Annotated in this window: 20 protein-coding genes; 14 read left to right on the forward strand and 6 right to left on the reverse strand. The window is 72.6% G+C overall.

Annotated features, from left to right (window positions below; genetic code table 11):
• Positions 1-28: 28 nt before the first annotated feature.
• From ACFPYL_RS03055 to sigJ, 5 genes are read left to right on the forward strand one after another with little or no spacing between them, the layout of a single operon-like run.
• A complete protein-coding gene (locus ACFPYL_RS03055; RefSeq protein ID WP_379150212.1) occupies positions 29-808 on the forward strand; it encodes a CoA transferase subunit A in 780 nt (259 codons plus the stop codon).
• Complete coding sequence (locus ACFPYL_RS03060; RefSeq protein WP_379150214.1) at positions 805-1,437, forward strand: CoA transferase subunit B; 633 nt, start codon at positions 805-807, stop codon at positions 1,435-1,437. The genes ACFPYL_RS03055 and ACFPYL_RS03060 overlap by 4 nt, the downstream gene beginning before the upstream one ends.
• A 36-nt stretch (positions 1,438-1,473) precedes the next feature.
• On the forward strand, positions 1,474-1,899 hold the full coding sequence (locus tag ACFPYL_RS03065) for a hypothetical protein (RefSeq protein ID WP_379150216.1): 426 nt from the start codon (positions 1,474-1,476) through the stop codon (positions 1,897-1,899).
• Positions 1,896-2,612 (forward strand): SDR family oxidoreductase, encoded by a 717-nt coding sequence (locus ACFPYL_RS03070; RefSeq protein ID WP_379150218.1) that lies wholly within the window; start codon positions 1,896-1,898, stop codon positions 2,610-2,612. Before ACFPYL_RS03065 ends, ACFPYL_RS03070 begins: the two co-directional genes overlap by 4 nt.
• The gene (gene sigJ, locus ACFPYL_RS03075) at positions 2,594-3,472 is read left to right on the forward strand and encodes an RNA polymerase sigma factor SigJ (RefSeq protein ID WP_379150220.1); all 879 of its coding nucleotides are present in this window, start codon (positions 2,594-2,596) and stop codon (positions 3,470-3,472) included. Before ACFPYL_RS03070 ends, sigJ begins: the two co-directional genes overlap by 19 nt.
• Here sigJ and ACFPYL_RS03080 read toward each other — a convergent pair.
• Positions 3,444-4,811, reverse strand: a complete 1,368-nt coding sequence (locus ACFPYL_RS03080; RefSeq protein WP_379150222.1) for an MFS transporter — start codon at positions 4,809-4,811, stop codon at positions 3,444-3,446. The genes sigJ and ACFPYL_RS03080 overlap by 29 nt on opposite strands.
• Positions 4,812-5,105: 294 nt before the next feature.
• On the opposite strand from ACFPYL_RS03080, the gene ACFPYL_RS03085 reads away from it, so the two are divergent.
• From ACFPYL_RS03085 to ACFPYL_RS03105, 5 genes are all read left to right on the forward strand, one after another.
• Positions 5,106-5,963, forward strand: coding sequence for a sigma-70 family RNA polymerase sigma factor (locus tag ACFPYL_RS03085; RefSeq protein ID WP_379150223.1), 858 nt, complete (start codon positions 5,106-5,108; stop codon positions 5,961-5,963).
• An 88-nt stretch (positions 5,964-6,051) separates the two neighbouring features.
• Positions 6,052-6,207, forward strand: a complete 156-nt coding sequence (locus ACFPYL_RS03090) for a DUF4177 domain-containing protein (RefSeq protein ID WP_091110903.1) — start codon at positions 6,052-6,054, stop codon at positions 6,205-6,207.
• Positions 6,204-6,668, forward strand: coding sequence for a RidA family protein (locus tag ACFPYL_RS03095; RefSeq protein ID WP_379150225.1), 465 nt, complete (start codon positions 6,204-6,206; stop codon positions 6,666-6,668). The genes ACFPYL_RS03090 and ACFPYL_RS03095 overlap by 4 nt, the downstream gene beginning before the upstream one ends.
• Positions 6,665-7,534, forward strand: coding sequence for an NUDIX hydrolase (locus ACFPYL_RS03100; RefSeq protein WP_379150227.1), 870 nt, complete (start codon positions 6,665-6,667; stop codon positions 7,532-7,534). Before ACFPYL_RS03095 ends, ACFPYL_RS03100 begins: the two co-directional genes overlap by 4 nt.
• On the forward strand, positions 7,531-8,352 hold the full coding sequence (locus tag ACFPYL_RS03105) for an MBL fold metallo-hydrolase (protein ID WP_379150229.1): 822 nt from the start codon (positions 7,531-7,533) through the stop codon (positions 8,350-8,352). The genes ACFPYL_RS03100 and ACFPYL_RS03105 overlap by 4 nt, the downstream gene beginning before the upstream one ends.
• Here the strand turns inward: ACFPYL_RS03105 and ACFPYL_RS03110 are convergent.
• The 3 genes from ACFPYL_RS03110 to ACFPYL_RS03120 all read right to left on the reverse strand — a co-directional run bounded on the left by ACFPYL_RS03110 (position 8,334) and on the right by ACFPYL_RS03120 (position 10,777).
• Positions 8,334-9,527 carry a hypothetical protein gene (locus tag ACFPYL_RS03110; protein WP_379150231.1) on the reverse strand — a complete coding sequence of 398 codons (1,194 nt, stop codon included), beginning with the start codon at positions 9,525-9,527 and terminating at the stop codon, positions 8,334-8,336. The two genes, ACFPYL_RS03105 and ACFPYL_RS03110, sit on opposite strands and share 19 nt — an antisense overlap.
• Positions 9,524-10,027 carry a SigE family RNA polymerase sigma factor gene (locus ACFPYL_RS03115; protein ID WP_379150233.1) on the reverse strand — a complete coding sequence of 168 codons (504 nt, stop codon included), beginning with the start codon at positions 10,025-10,027 and terminating at the stop codon, positions 9,524-9,526. Before ACFPYL_RS03115 ends, ACFPYL_RS03110 begins: the two co-directional genes overlap by 4 nt.
• A gap of 72 nt (positions 10,028-10,099) precedes the next feature.
• Entirely contained in the window at positions 10,100-10,777 is a 678-nt protein-coding gene (locus ACFPYL_RS03120; RefSeq protein WP_379150235.1) for a Crp/Fnr family transcriptional regulator, read from the reverse strand.
• Between the two features lie 168 nt (positions 10,778-10,945).
• Here ACFPYL_RS03120 and nth point away from each other — a divergent pair, with 168 nt between their 5' ends.
• Genes nth through ACFPYL_RS03140 form a run of 4 tightly spaced genes read left to right on the forward strand, consistent with a single transcriptional unit; the run spans position 10,946 to position 14,152 of the window.
• Complete coding sequence (gene nth / locus ACFPYL_RS03125; protein WP_379150237.1) at positions 10,946-11,656, forward strand: endonuclease III; 711 nt, start codon at positions 10,946-10,948, stop codon at positions 11,654-11,656.
• Complete coding sequence (locus ACFPYL_RS03130; RefSeq protein ID WP_379150239.1) at positions 11,653-12,252, forward strand: TlpA disulfide reductase family protein; 600 nt, start codon at positions 11,653-11,655, stop codon at positions 12,250-12,252. Before nth ends, ACFPYL_RS03130 begins: the two co-directional genes overlap by 4 nt.
• Entirely contained in the window at positions 12,249-12,980 is a 732-nt protein-coding gene (locus tag ACFPYL_RS03135; protein WP_379150241.1) for an NUDIX hydrolase, read from the forward strand. Before ACFPYL_RS03130 ends, ACFPYL_RS03135 begins: the two co-directional genes overlap by 4 nt.
• On the forward strand, positions 12,977-14,152 hold the full coding sequence (locus tag ACFPYL_RS03140) for a MarP family serine protease (protein WP_379150243.1): 1,176 nt from the start codon (positions 12,977-12,979) through the stop codon (positions 14,150-14,152). Before ACFPYL_RS03135 ends, ACFPYL_RS03140 begins: the two co-directional genes overlap by 4 nt.
• Here the strand turns inward: ACFPYL_RS03140 and ACFPYL_RS03145 are convergent, their stop codons facing one another.
• Entirely contained in the window at positions 14,153-14,557 is a 405-nt protein-coding gene (locus ACFPYL_RS03145; protein WP_379150245.1) for a phage holin family protein, read from the reverse strand.
• A 55-nt stretch (positions 14,558-14,612) separates the two neighbouring features.
• A complete protein-coding gene (locus tag ACFPYL_RS03150; RefSeq protein WP_379150247.1) occupies positions 14,613-15,887 on the reverse strand; it encodes an ArsB/NhaD family transporter in 1,275 nt (424 codons plus the stop codon).
• Between the last annotated feature and the right edge of the window lie 11 nt (positions 15,888-15,898).

Genomic DNA, 15,898 nt, shown 5'->3' on the forward strand with positions numbered 1-15,898 from the left:
GAGGCAGGTCACAACGAGGAGGCCAGGCGTGGACAAGGTGGTGACGACCGCCGCGGAGGCGGTCGCGGACATCCCAGACGGCGCGACGCTGTCCGTCGGCGGGTTCGGGCTCTGCGGGATCCCGTCGGTGCTGATCCAGGCGCTGCTGGAGTCCGGTACGACGGACCTGGAGGCGGTGTCGAACAACTGCGGCGTCGACGACTGGGGCCTGGGCCTGCTGCTGGCGCAGAAGCGGATCCGCCGGATGGTCTCGTCGTACGTCGGGGAGAACAAGGAGTTCGCGCGCCAGTACCTCGCCGGGGAGCTGGAGGTCGAGCTGACACCGCAGGGCACGCTCGCCGAGCGGATGCGCGCGGGCGGCACCGGGATCGCCGCGTTCTTCACCGGCACCGGGGTCGGCACCCAGGTCGCCGACGGCGGGCTGCCGTGGAAGTACGACGACCAGGGCAACGTCGAGGTGTCCTCGCCCGCGAAGCAGACCCAGACGTTCGAGACGGCCGAGGGGCCGAAGGAGTTCGTGCTGGAGCACGCGATCGTCGCGGACTTCGGCCTGGTGCGCGCCTGGAAGGGCGACCGGCACGGCAACCTCGTCTACCGCGAGTCCGCCGGCAACTTCAACAACCTCGCCGCGATGTGCGGGCGGACCACGATCGCCGAGGTCGAGGAGCTCGTCGAGCCCGGCGAGATCGACCCGGCGCAGGTCCACACCCCGGGCGTGTTCGTGCACCGGGTGGTTGCGCTGACCCCGGAGCAGGCGGCCGACAAGCGGATCGAGAAGAGGACCGTGCGTGATGGAGGGGCGTCATGAGCTGGTCGCGTGAGGAGATGGCGGCGCGGGCTGCCTCGGAGCTGTCGGACGGCTCGTACGTGAACCTCGGCATCGGGCTGCCGACGCTGGTGCCCAACTACGTCCCCGACGGTGTGGAGCTGGTCCTGCAGTCGGAGAACGGCGTGCTCGGCACCGGTGCGTACCCGACCGAGGACGCCGTCGACGCCGACCTCATCAACGCCGGCAAGGAGACCGTGACGCTGCGGCCCGGGGCGAGCATCTTCGACTCGGCCACGTCGTTCGGGATGATCCGCGGAGGCAAGATCGACGCCGCGATCCTGGGGGCGATGCAGGTCTCGAGGGCTGGCGACATCGCGAACTGGATGATCCCCGGGAAGATGGTCAAGGGCATGGGCGGGGCGATGGACCTCGTCAACGGTGCCAAGCGGGTGATCGTGCTGATGGAGCACGTCGCCAAGGACGGCACCTACAAGATCGTCGACGAGTGCTCGCTGCCCTACACCGGCCGCGGCTGCGTCCAGCGGATCATCACCGACCTCGCCGTCATCGACGTCACGCCCGAGGGTCTCCGGTTGGTCGAGCTGGCCCCGGGCGTCACCGAGGACGAGGTCCGCGAGAAGACCGAGCCGGACCTGCTCGTCGGCTGATGTCACACCCGGACGGGGCTGTCTCGTCATCCGGGTGTGAACACGACGACACTCACCGTGGCGACGGGGGTGCTCACCGCGTCGGCGTCGTACGTCGGCTGGTGGGCGTCCCTGGCGCCCCGGTCCTTCTACGACAGCTTCCCGGGCCTCAACCGCATGTGGGTCGGGGGCGACGGGCCCTACAACGAGCACCTCGTGCGTGACGTCGGCGGGCTCTACCTCGCGCTCGCCGTCGCCGGCGTGCTGGCGATCGCCTGGCGCGAGCGGCGTACGACGCTGCTGCTCGGCGCCGCCTGGACGACCTTCTCCGTCCTCCACCTCGGCTACCACCTGCACCACCTCGACGACCTCGCCGCGGTCGACGCCGTGGGCAACGTGGTCGCCCTCGGTGGGACCCTGGTCCTGGCCGTGCTCCTCCTGGTGCCGGCCCGTGCCGGAGCGCGGACGGAGGTGGCGGCATGAGGATCGCGGTGGCCGGCGGGACCGGGGCCGTCGGCCGGCACGTCGTCGAGGTCGCCCACGAGCGCGGACACGACGTCGTCGTGCTCTCTCGCGGCGAGGGCGTCGACCTGACCACCGGCGCCGGGCTGGCCGAGCGACTGGTCGGGGTCGACGCGGTCGTCGACGTCACCAGCGTCCGCACCCAGAAGCGTGAGGAGGCCGAGGCGTTCTTCGGTGGCGTCACCCGTCACCTCCAGGCTGCGGGCGCGGCGCACGTGGTGGCGCTCTCGATCGTGGGGATCGACCGCGTCGACACCGGCTACTACGCCGGCAAGCGGCTGCAGGAGCTGGTGCTCGCCGAGGGGGCGACCCCGTGGTCGGTGCTCCGGGCCACCCAGTTCCACGAGTTCGCGGAGCAGGCCCTCGGCTTCGTGCGCGTCGGCCCGTTCTCGCTGGTGCCGCGGATGCGGAGCCAGACGGTCGCGGCACGCGAGGTCGCGGAGGCGCTGGTCGACCTGGCCGCCGCCGGTCCTTCCGGCCGGGTGCCGGACCTGGCCGGGCCCGAGGTCCACGACATGGTCGACCTGGCGCGGCGGGTCGCCGGCGGGCGGCGGGTGGTCCCGGTGCGGCTGCCGGGAGCAGCCGGCAGGGCGATGCGCTCGGGCGGCCTGCTGCCGACGGAGGACGGTCCGCGCGGCCGGATCACCTTCGACCAGTGGCTGGCCGACCGGTGACCGACCACCTCGCCCCGGCGTACGACGCCGAGCGCCCGCGCCTGGTGCGGGTCGCCTACGCGATCCTCGGCAGCCACGCGGAGGCCGAGGACGTCGTCGCCGAGTGCTGGCTGCGCCTGGTCGCCGCCGACGAGCGCGAGCCCGTGCGCGACGTCGGCGCCTGGGCGACGGTGACGGTGGCTCGCGCCGCGCTCGACACGCTGCGGTCGGCCCGGGTGCGTCGCGAGTCGTACGTCGGGCCGTGGCTGCCCGAGCCCGTGGTCGGCCCGCTCGTCGAGGACCGGGTCAGCCTCGACGACTCGGTCCGCTACGCCCTGCTGGTCGCGCTGGAGCGGCTGACGCCGGCCGAGCGGACGGCCTGGGTCCTGCACGACATCTTCGAGGTGCCGTTCCCCGAGGTCGCGGAGGCGGTCGGGCGGACGCCGGAGGCGGTGCGCCAGCTCGCCCGCCGGGCCCGGCAGCACGTCGCGGCGGGCACGCCGCGGGTCGCGGTGGACCCGGGGACCCACGACCGCGTGGTCGGCGCGTTCCTCGGCGCCGCCGCCGGTGGTGACCTCGGCGGCCTGGTCCGGCTGCTCGACCCGTCGGTGGTGCTGACCAGCGACGGGGGCGGCGTCGTGAACGCGGCCCGGCGGCCGGTGGTCGGCCCGGACCGGGTCGCCCGCTTCATGGCCGGCGTCACCCGCAGGCCCGGTCGCGCGGAGGTCGTCGACGTCAACGGCCGCACCGGCGTCGCGTTCTACGTCGACGACGAGATCCACTCGGTGCTGTCGTTCACGGTCGACGGTGAGCTGATCACCCGCATCGACATCGTGCGCGCGCCCGACAAGCTCAGCTCGGTGACGTCCGCGAGGCCGTGACCACACCGAGGACGGCAAGCCCGCCCGCGAGCGCGAAGACCGACACGAACGGGTCGACGCCCGCGCGGGTCGCGGCGCCGAACACGATGCCCGACAGCGACAGGGACAGCGCGCCGCCGAGGGAGTCGGCGATCGACAGGGCCGAGGAGTTGAAGCCGCGGTCGGCGTCGGTCGAGGCGGCGAGCATCGCCACCCCGGTGCGGGGGTAGCCGAAGCCCATGCCGGCGCCGGCGACGACGTACGCCGTCATCGCGAGCACGGGCGACCCGTGGCCGACCACCACGGCGAGCAGCGCGGCCGTGCCGACGAGCACCAGGGCGGTGCCCCAGCGCATCGCGGTGACGTCGGAGACCCGGGCGCCGAGGCGCGACTGCACCTGGCTCGAGCCTGCCCAGACGAGGCCGACGGCGGTCAGGGCCAGGCCGGCGGTGCCGGGGGTGAGGCCCCAGCGGTCCTGGAGCACGAAGACGATGTAGGCCTCCGCGCAGAAGAAGGAGGCGCTGAGCAGCCCGCGGGTGCCGATCACGGCGGGCAGCCCACGCCGCGCGAGCAGGGCGCCGGCCGGCAGCAGCCGGCGGAGCGCGACCACGACGACGCTGAGCGCGAGCAGCCCGAGCAGGCCCGCGGGGCCGCTGCGCGACCCGAGCAGCTCGAGGGCGAGGACGGCGGTGGCGCCGACCGCGGCCCACGCGAGGCGGGAGCGTGGCGTCTCCGCGCTCCCGGTGCGGGGCTCGAGCCCGCGCAGGGCCGGCAGGATCAGCAGCGTCGACGCCGCGACCAGCGCGACCACGCCGAGGAAGACCCAGCGCCACCCGATCGCGTGCGCCACGAACGCCGCGATGGCCGGCCCGAAGAGGGACGGCAGCACCCAGGCCGCCGCGAAGCTCGCGAAGACGGCTGGCTGGAGGACCGCGGGGAAGACCAGGCCGACCACGACGTACAGGCAGACCGTCATCGCGCCGGCGCCGAGCCCCTGCACCACGCGCCCGGCGACCAGGACCTCCATCGTCGGGGCGGTGCCGCAGACCACGAGGCCGGCCGCGAAGAGCACCAGCGCGACCGCAAGGGGGCCGACCGGGCCGTGCCGGTCGCTGCGGGCGCCGGCCGCCACCATGCCGACCACCCCGCTCGCGAGCGGCGCCGCGAAGGAGAGGGCGTAGAGACCGATCCCGTCGAGGTCGCGGGCGACGGTCGGCATCACGGTGGTGACGGCGGTCGCCTCGAAGGCGGCGAACGCGACCAGCGCGAACATCCCGACCGTGGTCGCGGCGTACGCCGGGGAGAGCAGCCGCTCGCGCGGCGCGCGCCCTGCGGACGAGCTCGGGACGGTCGTGGTCACCCGCCGAACCTAGGACTTCAACACGGGTGGAGGTCAACCGACTACGCAAACGTTTTCGACGAGGGGGGACTAGGTGGTCCAGACCGTGTCGGCGGGCCGCGTCACGACGGGTTCGGCGGCTTCTTGGACCGGTTTCGTCCGATTTCGTTGCCTGACCTGCGGCTTTTCGCAAGTTTCACTCAAGTCGGGCGTGTCGCGACCGACCCTAGTACCCGAGTAATTGGCATAGTCCGTTTGACTCATTTCGGACACTCCGGTTCACAAAACTCTCAGCATCGCGTCAGGATTCCTCTCGTGAAGCGTTTTGACGGTGTGACGAGCCAACGGACTGAGCCCGACTCCACCGACCCCAGCCTGCTCGCCGAGGAGTACGTGCCCCTGGTGGCGCACCTCGTGCGTGAGCTGTCCGCCCGCATCCCGGCCTCCGTGGACCGCGACGACCTCCGCTCCGCGGGCCTGGTCGCCCTGGTCACCGCCGCCCGTGCGTTCGACTCCTCGCTCGGGGTCCCCTTCTCGGCCTACGCGACCACCCGGGTGCGAGGTGCGCTGCTCGACGAGCTGCGCTCCATCGACTGGGCCTCGCGTGCGGTGCGCCGACGGAGTCGCGACATCGAGGCGACGCGCCAGCGCCTGGCGACCGCCATGGGAGCGTTCCCCGACGACGCCGCCGTCGCGCAGTCGCTCGGCCTCACGCCGGCCGAGGTGGCCCGCACCGACGCCGACGTGTCGCGGGCGGCCGTGCTGCCGCTGCACGGCGCCGACCACTCCATCGCCGACGTGCTGCCCGCCGCGACCCCCGGCCCGTCCGAGGTCGTCGAGAAGGCCGAGCAGATGGCCTACCTCGTCGACGCGATCGAGGAGCTCCCGGAGCGGCTGCAGGCCGTCGTCCGCGGCTACTTCCTCGAGGAGCGCCCGATGGCGGAGATCGCCGCCGAGCTCGGCGTCACCGAGTCCCGCATCTCGCAGCTCCGCGCCGAGGCGCTGGTCCTGCTCCGCGGCGCCCTCGCCGAGGCCCTCGAGCCGCACCTGGCCGAGCGCCCGGCCGACCCGACCGGCATCGTCGCCCGGCGCCGCGCGGCGTACGCCGCCTCGGTGGCCGCCCGCCACGCCGCCCGGCGCGGGGTTCCCGCGAGCGCGGAGCGTTCGGCCTGATCCTCGGTCGAGACTGAGTCCGGCCGAGGACCGCGGTCGGCTCCGACCACGGGTGGACCCGGCGTCCGCCCCGAGTAGGGTGCCGAGCATGACGAAGTGGGAGTACCTGACCGCGCCGATCCTCACGCACGCGGCCAAGCAGATCTTGGACAACTTCGGGGCCGACGGGTGGGAGCTGGTGCAGATCGCGCCCGGCATGAACCCGGAGAACCTGGTCGGCTACTTCAAGCGGCCGCTCCAGTGAGCGCCCCGGAGGACCGCCTCGCCGAGCTCGGGCTGTCCGTGCCCGAGGTGCCGGCACCGGTGGCGGTGTACGTGCCCGCCGTGGTCTCCGACGACCTGGTCTTCACCTCCGGCCAGCTGCCGATGAAGAACGGCGAGCTGATGCTGACCGGCAAGGTCGGCGGCGAGGTGGGGCCCGAGGAGGCGAAGGAGGCCGCGCAGCAGTGCGCCCTCAACGCGATCGCGGCGGTGAAGTCGGTCGTCGGTGACCTGGACCGCGTCGCCCAGGTCGTGAAGGTCGTGGTCTTCGTGGCCTCGACGCCGGACTTCACCGGGCAGCCCCAGGTCGCGAACGGCGCCTCCGAGCTGCTCGGCAAGGCGTTCGGCGACGCGGGCATCCACGCCCGCTCGGCCGTCGGCGTACCGGTGCTCCCGCTCGACGCGACGGTCGAGGTCGAGGTCGTCGTGCGGACGCGCGGGTGAGGATCCCGCTCCCGCCGGTCCCGCTGCCGGACAAGCTCGTCGACGTCGCGCGGGAGTTCGAGGAGGGCCGGCAGGAGCCGGCCGAGCCGCGCGACGCCGCGACCGTGATCCTGATGCGTCCCTCGGCCGACGGCCCCGAGGTCTACTACATGCGGCGCCAGGTCTCGATGGACTTCGCCGGCGGCATGTGTGTCTTCCCGGGTGGCGGCGTCGACAAGCGCGACTTCGACACCACGGTCGCCTGGGCTGGTCCGTCGCCGTCCGACTGGGCCGCTCGGCTCGGCTGCGACGAGGAGACCGCGCGGGCGCTGGTGTGCGCCGCCGTACGCGAGACCTTCGAGGAGTCCGGCGTGCTGCTGGCCGGCACGTCGGAGACGAACGTCGTCGCCGACACGACCGCCGACGACTGGGAGGCCGACCGGGTCGCGCTCGAGTCACGCGAGCTGTCGCTGACCGACTTCCTCAACCGGCGCGGGCTGGTGCTGCGCACCGACCTGCTGGGCGTGTGGGACGCGTGGCTGACGCCGATCTTCGAGCCGAAGCGCTACCGCACCTGGTTCTTCGTCGCGTCGCTGCCGTCGGGGCAGGTGACCCGCGACGTGTCGACCGAGTCGTCGTCCGTGGACTGGATCCCGGCCCGGGTCGCCGCCGAGCAGGCGGACGCGGGCGACCTGGCGCTGATGCCGCCGACGTACCTCACCTCGATGGAGGTCGGCGAGCACGAGTCGCCCGAGGAGGTGCTGGCGGTGGCAGCGTCGCGGTCCGTGGAGATGTTCACGCCCTCGGTGGAGCCGCTGGGCGAGGGCTGGACGCTGTCGATGCCCGACCGGCTGCGCCCGCTCGTCGCGGCGCGTCGGCGGCCATGACGCCCCCCACGAACGACTGGTCGGGCGGGGACTTCGGGACGCGCGGCCGGTGCCTGCTGGCGCCGAACCCCGGGATCATGACGCTCGACGGCACCAACACCTGGGTGCTCCAGGAGCCGGGCGCGTCGGCGTCGGTCGTCGTCGACCCCGGCCCGATCGAGGACGGCCACCTCGAGCGGCTGACCGCCGAGCTCGGGGACGTCGGACTCGTGCTGCTCACCCACCACCACTTCGACCACGCGGAGGTCGCGGCCGAGTTCGCGGCCCGCAAGGGGTGCGCGGTGCGGGCGCTGGACCCGGCGCTGTGCGTGGACGCGCCGCCGCTGGTCGACGGCGAGGACCTCACCGTCGACGGGCTGTCGCTGCGGGTCCTGACCACCCCCGGCCACACCGCCGACTCGATCTCGCTGGTGCTGCCCGGCGACGGGGCGCTGCTGACCGGCGACATGGTGCTCGGCCGCGGCACGACCGTGGTCGCCCACCCCGACGGGCAGCTCGGCCCCTACTTCGACTCCATCGCGCGGATGCGCTCGCTGGTCGTCTCCGGTGAGGTGCGGACGCTGTGGCCGGCCCACGGCCCGGTGCTCGACGACGCGCTCGGGGTGCTCGACTTCTACCTCGCGCACCGCCGCGAGCGGCTGGCCCAGGTCGAGGCGGCGCTGCGCGAGCTCGGCGTACCCCTGACAGCGGAGCTGGCCGAGGACGAGGCGCTGCCGCGCCGGGTCGTCGAGGTCGTGTACGCCGACGTCGACGAGTCCCTCTGGGGCGCCGCCGAGTGGTCGGTGCGGGCCCAGCTCGCCTACCTCGCCACCCGTTGACGGTGGCGGCGGCGGGTCCGGCGGAGGGCGATCAGGAAGACGACCCCGAGTCCGGCGTACAGCCCGACGACGGCGGCGCGGTGCTCGTCGCTCCACGGCCAGTCCGGCGCCGGTCGCTCGACGGTCGGGCGGTCCGCGGTCATCAGGGCGGTCGCCAGGGAGAGGGACGGCGCGATCTCGGCAGGTACGTCGATGACCGGTCGCTCGGCGCCGACCGCGGGCCTGACCACCACAGCGTCGTCCGGGAGCCGCACCTCGAGGCCGTCGGCGGTGGTGCCGAGCCGCTGGCTGAGCGGCGCGTCGAGCAGCGCGTCCGGCTCCATGACCTGCTTGCCGGACCACACCTTGAACGTCCCGACGTCCAGCCCGACGGAGCCGAGGTCGTTGATCGTGATGCCCGGGTCGGCGGCCGCCAGCGACCGGACGGTGGCCGTGTCGGACCCCGGGGGCACGCGGCCGATCACGCCCGGTCCCCGCGAGCCCATGGTCCCCGCGGTCCAGGTGTCCTGCGGCCGGCCGGTGAACGCCAGCCAGCGCCCGTCCTCCGACCACTCGATCCGGTCGATCGCGGTGCCCTCCTCGCCCGGCACGAGGATCTCGCGCAGCGCGCCCGTCGTCAGGTCGACCACGCGCACCCCGCTGGGGATCGGTGCGTCCGCGGCGTGCGGTCCGAAGACGGCGTACCCGTAGGCCAGCTCCGTGCCGTCGGGCGACAGCGCGACCACGGGGACGCCGAGGCCGCGCGCGAAGGTCTCGTTGTTGCCGGCGAAGTCGCGCAGGTCGAGCAGGTGGTAGTCGCCGCGCTCGGCATCGACCACGACCGGCAACCCCTGGTCGGTCACCCACGCGGCGGCGCCGACGCCGACGACGGTCGGGTCGTCGGTGACCTCGTCGCGCATCCACGAGCCGTCGTTCTCCCGGTCCGACATCCGCTCCGGTACGCCGTACAGCTGGTCGGGAACGCCGAGGGACCCCGTGGCCGCCACGGGCGGGTCGAGGTGGTCGGGCAGCCAGGCGACGGCGCCGGCGACGAGCGCCAGCACGGCGGCGACGCCGGCGACGGTCAGACCGAGGTCGCGGCGTCGGGCGCGTCGGGCGCGGGGCCAGGTGTCGTCGGGGACGTCGGCCACCGGCGCCCGGGTGGCGATCCGCTCGAGCTCGTCATGGAGGGTCATCGCGGGTCTCCCACGTGCTCGGCGAGGTCGGGGGCGAGGGCGCGGAGCCGGGCGAGGGCCTGGCGCGTCGTCGACTTCACCGTGCCGGCGCTGATGCCGAGGGCGGCGCCGGTCTGCACCTCGGTGAGGTCCTCGAAGTAGCGCAGCACCAGCACGGTGCGCTGCTTGGTGGTGAGCCGGGCGAGCGCCTCCTCGAGGCTGAGGCGCAGGTCGGTGTCGGCGGTGGCGGCGGCCGCGTCGTACCCACCGAGGTGGTGCTCGCGCACGTGGCGGCGCTGGCGCCACCAGGAGACGTTCTGCGTGTAGAGGATGCGCCGGACGTACGGCTCCGGGTCGCCCTCGATCCGGTGCCAGCCCTTCGCGGCCTTGAACAGCGCCGTCTGGACGAGGTCCTCGGCGAGGTGGGCGTCGCCCGTGAGCAGGTACGCCGTGCGCGACAGCGCCGGCGTGCGCGCCAGCACGAACGCGCGGAACGCGTCCTCGTCGTACGGTCCGGTCACGGGTCCGAGCCCCCTCTCACCCCGTCAGACGCTGCGACGGGGTGGTCCGGGGGTCAGTGCAGACGAACTTTCTCAGCGGGCGCGGCGGCCGAGCCGCTCGACGTCCATGATCACGACCGAGCGGGGCTCGAGGCGCAGCCAGCCGCGCGACGCGAAGTCGGCGAGCGCCTTGTTGACCGTCTCGCGGGAGGCGCCGACCAGCTGGGCCAGCTCCTCCTGCGTGAGGTCGTGGTGCACGTGGATGCCGTCGTCGGCGGTGCGGCCGAAGCGGTCGGCGAGGTCGAGCAGCGCCTTGGCGACCCGGCCGGGCACGTCGGAGAAGACCAGGTCGGCAACGACGTCGTTGGCCTTGCGCAGGCGGCCGGCGAGCTGCGCGAGCAGGCCGCGGGCCACCACCGGGCGACCCTCGAGCCAGCGCAGCAGGTCCTCGTGCGACAGCGAGGCGAAGGTCGCGTCGGTCACCGCGGTCACGGTCGCCGAGCGCGGGCCCGGGTCGAAGAGCGAGAGCTCGCCGAACATCTGGCCGGGACCGAGGATGGCGAGCAGGTTCTCGCGACCGTCGGAGGAGGTGCGCCCGAGCTTCACCTTGCCGTCGAGCACGACGTAGAGCTTGTCGCCGGAGTCGCCCTCGTGGAACAGCACGTCCCCCCGGCGCAGGCGGCTCTCGGCCATCGAGCCGCGCAGGGCGGTGGCGGCCTCGTCGTCGAGCGCGCTGAACAGCGGTGCCTGACGGAGTACGTCGTTGTCCACGGATCCTCCTCGTGAAGATGACCCGTGAGCACACGGGTTCCGCGTAGATCCTAGCCAGTGGGAAACCTCACAGGGTGCACCGGCGTCCGCAAGTCGCCCGACCGGGCGAATCCGCGCCGGGTCCGAGCCGAATCGGAGAGTGTCCCCGGGTCGCCGTACGCTTGCGCCGTGCCTGCCCCCACCGCCGAGACGCGCACCGGTCTCGTGCGCCGTGCGCGCAAGATCGACCGCGTCCTGGGCGAGACCTACCCGGACGCGAAGTGCGAGCTCGACTTCGACGACCCGTTCCAGCTGCTCGTCGTCACCGTGCTCTCCGCGCAGACCACCGACAAGCGCGTCAACGCCGTCCGCCCGACCCTCTTCGCGGCCTACCCCGACGCCCGGGCGATGGCCGCGGCCGACCGGGAGACGCTGGAGGGGATCATCGGGCCGCTCGGGTTCTTCCGGGCCAAGACCGAGTCGCTCCTCAAGCTGAGCGCCGCGCTGGTCGAGGACCACGGCGGCCAGGTGCCGCCCCGGCTCGACGACCTGGTCAAGCTGCCCGGCGTCGGCCGCAAGACGGCCAACGTGGTGCTCGGCAACGCGTTCGGCATCCCCGGCATCACCGTCGACACCCACTTCGGCCGGCTCGCGCGCCGCTTCGGCTGGACCGAGGAGACCGACCCCGTCAAGGCCGAGCACGCCGTGGGCGACCTCTTCGAGAAGCGCGACTGGACGATGCTCAGCCACCACCTGATCTGGCACGGCCGCCGGGTCTGCCACAAGCAGAAGCCCGCGTGCGGTGCGTGCACCGTCGCCCACTGGTGCCCGTCGTACGGCGAGGGGCCGACCGACCCCGAGGCCGCGGCCAATCTGGTCAAGACCGAAGGCCGCGCATGAGGCGTGCGCTGCTGGCCGCCACGGCGGCGGCCGCGCTCCTGCTGTCCGGGTGCAACTCCGACGACGTCAAGCCGCCCGGCCAGTCGAAGGTCGACGTCGACACCCCGGAGCTGCGCAAGCTCAAGAGCGAGACCGCGGTCGAGGACTGTGCCCCCGGGGACGCGACCGACGGCGGGCTGCCCGACCTCACGCTGCCCTGCCTGGGTGGCGGACCCGACGTCGATCTCTCGACCCTCCAGGGCCCGATGATCGTCAACCTCTGGGCGTCGTGGTGCGGCCCGTGCCGCAAGGAGATGCCCGCGGTCCAGGACTTCTACCAGCAGTACGGCGACCAGGTGCCGGTGCTGGGGATCGACTACCAGGACGAGCAGCCGGGCGCGGCGCTCCAGCTCGCGAAGAAGTCGGGGGTGGCCTACCCGCTGCTCGCCGACCCCGGCGGTGACATCAACGGCAACGACCCCGTCCCGCGGTTCCTGGGCATCCCGATCTTCCTGTTCGTCAGTGCGGACGGGGACGTCGAGGTGGTCCCCGGCGGCGTCGACTCGGTCGACGACCTGGTCGACCTGGTCGACGACCACCTGGGGATCGCGCTGTGAGCGCTCCGGACGCGCCCCAGCTCCCCGAGTGGCTGCGCCCGGTCGAGCAGGCGGCCCGCGAGATCGAGGCGTCCGACCTGACCCGGTTCGTCCCACCGCCCGGCAGCGACGCCCGCCGCGGCGCGGTGCTGATGCTCTTCGGCGACGGACCGCAGGGCGGCGAGCTGCTCCTCACCGAGCGCGCCCACGACATGCGCTCGCACCCCGGCCAGGTGTCCTTCCCGGGCGGGTCCCTGGACCCGGGGGAGGACGTGGTCGAGGCCGCCCTGCGTGAGGCGGAGGAGGAGGTCGGCGTCGAGCCGAGCTCGGTCACGATCTTCGGGCGGCTGCCCGAGCTCTGGCTGCCGCCCAGCAACTTCGCCGTCACCCCGGTCCTCGGGTGGTGGAGCGAGCCCACGGAGGTGTCGGTCGTGAGCCGCGCCGAGGTGCACGCCATCCACCACGTGCCGCTGGCCGAGCTGGTCGACCCCGAGCACCGGGTCACCGTCCGGATGCCGATCGGCGACTACCGCAGCCCCGGGTTCCTGATCGGACCCGACCACGACGTCATCCTGTGGGGCTTCACGGGCGGCATCATCGCCCGCCTCCTGGACTTCCTGGGATGGTCCGTCCCCTGGAACGAGTCGCGCATTCGGGATCTACCCGCTTATATGTTCACCGGACAGGAACGCCGCTCCGCCGACCTGCTCGACATCGACGACGAACAGCGCCGCGGGGGTGAACGATGAACCTGCTCGACTGGCTGCTCGTCGTGCTCGTCCTCGCCTACGCGCTCTCCGGCTACTGGCAGGGCTTCATCACCGGAGCGTTCGCCACGACCGGGCTGCTGCTCGGCGGTCTCTTCGGGGTCTGGCTGGCGCCGACCGCCCTCGGCGACGCCAACCCGTCGATCAAGGTCTCCCTCGGCGCGCTCTTCATCGTGATCCTGGCGGCGTCGCTCGGCCAGGCGATCTTCCAGTTCGTCGGCTCCCGGATCCGCGACAAGATCACCTGGCAGCCGGTCCGGGCGCTCGACGCCGTCGGTGGCGCCCTGCTCAGCGCTGTGGCCGTGCTGATCGTCGCCTGGGCCCTGGGCGTCGCGATCTCCGGCTCGCGGATCGGTGGGATCACCCCGCTCGTACGCGAGTCGACCGTCCTGTCCCACGTCGACGAGGCACTGCCCGACACCGCGGACGGTGCGCTCCAGGCCTTCAACAACGTCGTGGGCACCAGCTTCTTCCCCCGCTACCTGGAGCCGTTCGCCCCCGAGCGGATCGTCGAGGTCGGTCCCGGTCCCAAGCGGCTGCTGCACGACCCCGACGTCGAGCGCGCGGCCGCCAGCGTCGTCAAGATCCACGGCGACAACTCCTGCGGGCGCGGCGTCGAGGGCTCGGGCTTCCTCTACGCCCAGAACCGCCTGATGACCAACGCCCACGTGGTCGCCGGCGTCAAGGACCCCGAGGTGGTCGTCGGCGACACCACGTTGGACGCCGACGTCGTCTACTACAACCCCGACGTCGACGTGGCCGTCCTCGCCTTCGACAGCGGCGACACCGCCACCCTCCCCTTCGACCGCAGCGCGGGAGCCGGCACCGGCGTCGCGATCCTCGGCTACCCCGAGGACGGCCCGTACGACGTGCAGCCTGCGCGGATCCGGGCCAAGCAGCGGCTGCGGTCCCCGGACATCTACGGCAACGGTTCGGTCATCCGCGACGTGTACTCGCTGCGCGGGTTGATCCGTCCCGGCAACTCCGGCGGCCCGATCGTCTCCTCGAAGGGCGACGTGGTCGGCGTCGTCTTCGCGGCGTCGGTCAACGACCACGACACCGGCTATGCGCTGACCGCCGACCAGGTCGCCCAGGCGGCGGCCGAGGGAGTCAGCCGGTCCGAGCAGGTCAGCACCGGCGACTGTGCCGGGTAGTCAGCTCGTCTGACCCTTGAGGGCCTTGGGGATCTCGCGTCCCTGCTCGATGGCCTTCTCGGGCGCACGCACCTTCTTGACGCTGCGCACGCCGAGGAAGACCAGCAGTCCTGCGAGCACCACGTAGAAGCCGAACACGATCAGGAACGCCCAGTGCAGGGCGAGGCCGTCGCCGTTCCAGTTGATGAAGTAGGCGATCGAGACCGACAGCATGATGATGGCCAGCACGAGCAGGAAGACGGCGGCCGCGAACATGCCGATGCCGATCCCGCCGGCCTTGACGCTCACCTTCAGCTCGGACTTCGCGAGCTGGATCTCCTTCTGGACCAGCGTGGAGATGTCCTTGGTGGCGTCGTGGACCAGCCGGCCGATGGTCGGTTCGTCGTCGTTCACCTGCTGGGCCATGCGCATCCCTCGGGTCGTTCGGTCGCTGATGGGACGACCTTACCGACCGGCATCCTCAGAAGTACCGCAGCCACAGGTACGGGACGCACAGAGCCACGGTCACGGCCGTGACGACCAGCCCGTACTTCGTGAACTGCCAGAACCCGATCGGGTGTCCCTCGCGGGCCGCGATGCCGAGGGCGACGACGTTGGCCGACGCCCCGATCGCGGTGGCGTTGCCGCCGAGGTCCGCGCCCAGCGCCAGCGCCCACCACAGCACGTGGCCCTCGTCGCCGTGCCCGGCCGCGAGCTCGCTGACGATGGGGCTCATCGTGGCGACGTACGGGATGTTGTCGACGATCGCGGACAGCACCGCGGACCCGCCGAGCAGCACCATCGTTGCGAGCCCGAGCCGGCCCTCGGTCGCGTCGGCGAGTGCCGTCGCGATCCGGTCGACCACCCCTGCCTCGACCAGTCCGCCGACCATGATGAACAGGCCGCCGAAGAAGGCGAGCGTCGGCCACTCGACCTCCCGCATCGCGTCCGAGGTCTCGACGTCGGTGATCAGGAGGAGGAGCCCGGCCCCGAGGAGCGCGACCACCGACGGCTCGTAGTGCAGCACCGGGTGGAGGACGAAGCCGAGCAGCACGAGGGCCAGGACCGACAGCGCCTTGACCAGCAGGATCCGGTCGGTGATCGCCTCCCGCTCGTTGAGCCGCATCACCGAAGCAGCCCGCTCCGGGTCGTAGACGAAGTAGGAGCGGAACATCCAGCGGCACAGGAGGCAGAACGCCGCCATCAGCACGATGACGATCGGCGTCAGGTTGACCAGGAAGTCGTTGAAGCTCAGGTCTGCGCGCGCCGCGATGATGATGTTCGGAGGGTCGCCGACCAGGGTCGCCGCGCCTCCGATGTTGGACGCGAAGACCTCGGCCATGAGGTAGGGCTCCGGGCGTAGTCCGAGGCGCTGGCAGACCAGGAACGTCACCGGCGCCACGAGCAGGATCGTCGTGACGTTGTCCAGGAGCGCGGAGGCCGTGGCGGTGAGGACGCACATCGTGACCATGAGCGGATAGGGCCGACCGCGCGTGCGCTTCGCCGTCCAGATCGCGACGTACTCGAAGACTCCGGAGCGCCGCAGGACCGAGACGATCACCATCATGCCGAGCAGCAGGAAGATGACGTTCCACTCGATCCCCGTCTCGCCGGAGAAGAACGCGTGCTCGGCGTCCGTGATGCCCAGCAGGAGCATCAGCGCCGCACCGCCGAGGGCGACCTTGGTGCGGTCGACCTTCTCGGTCACGAGGAGCACGTAGGCGCCGACGAAGATGGCGACGGCGACGGCGGTCATGGGCGGCTCCT

This window comes from Nocardioides hankookensis, from assembly GCF_042658885.1.
Taxonomy (GTDB): Bacteria; Actinomycetota; Actinomycetes; order Propionibacteriales; family Nocardioidaceae; genus Nocardioides; species Nocardioides hankookensis.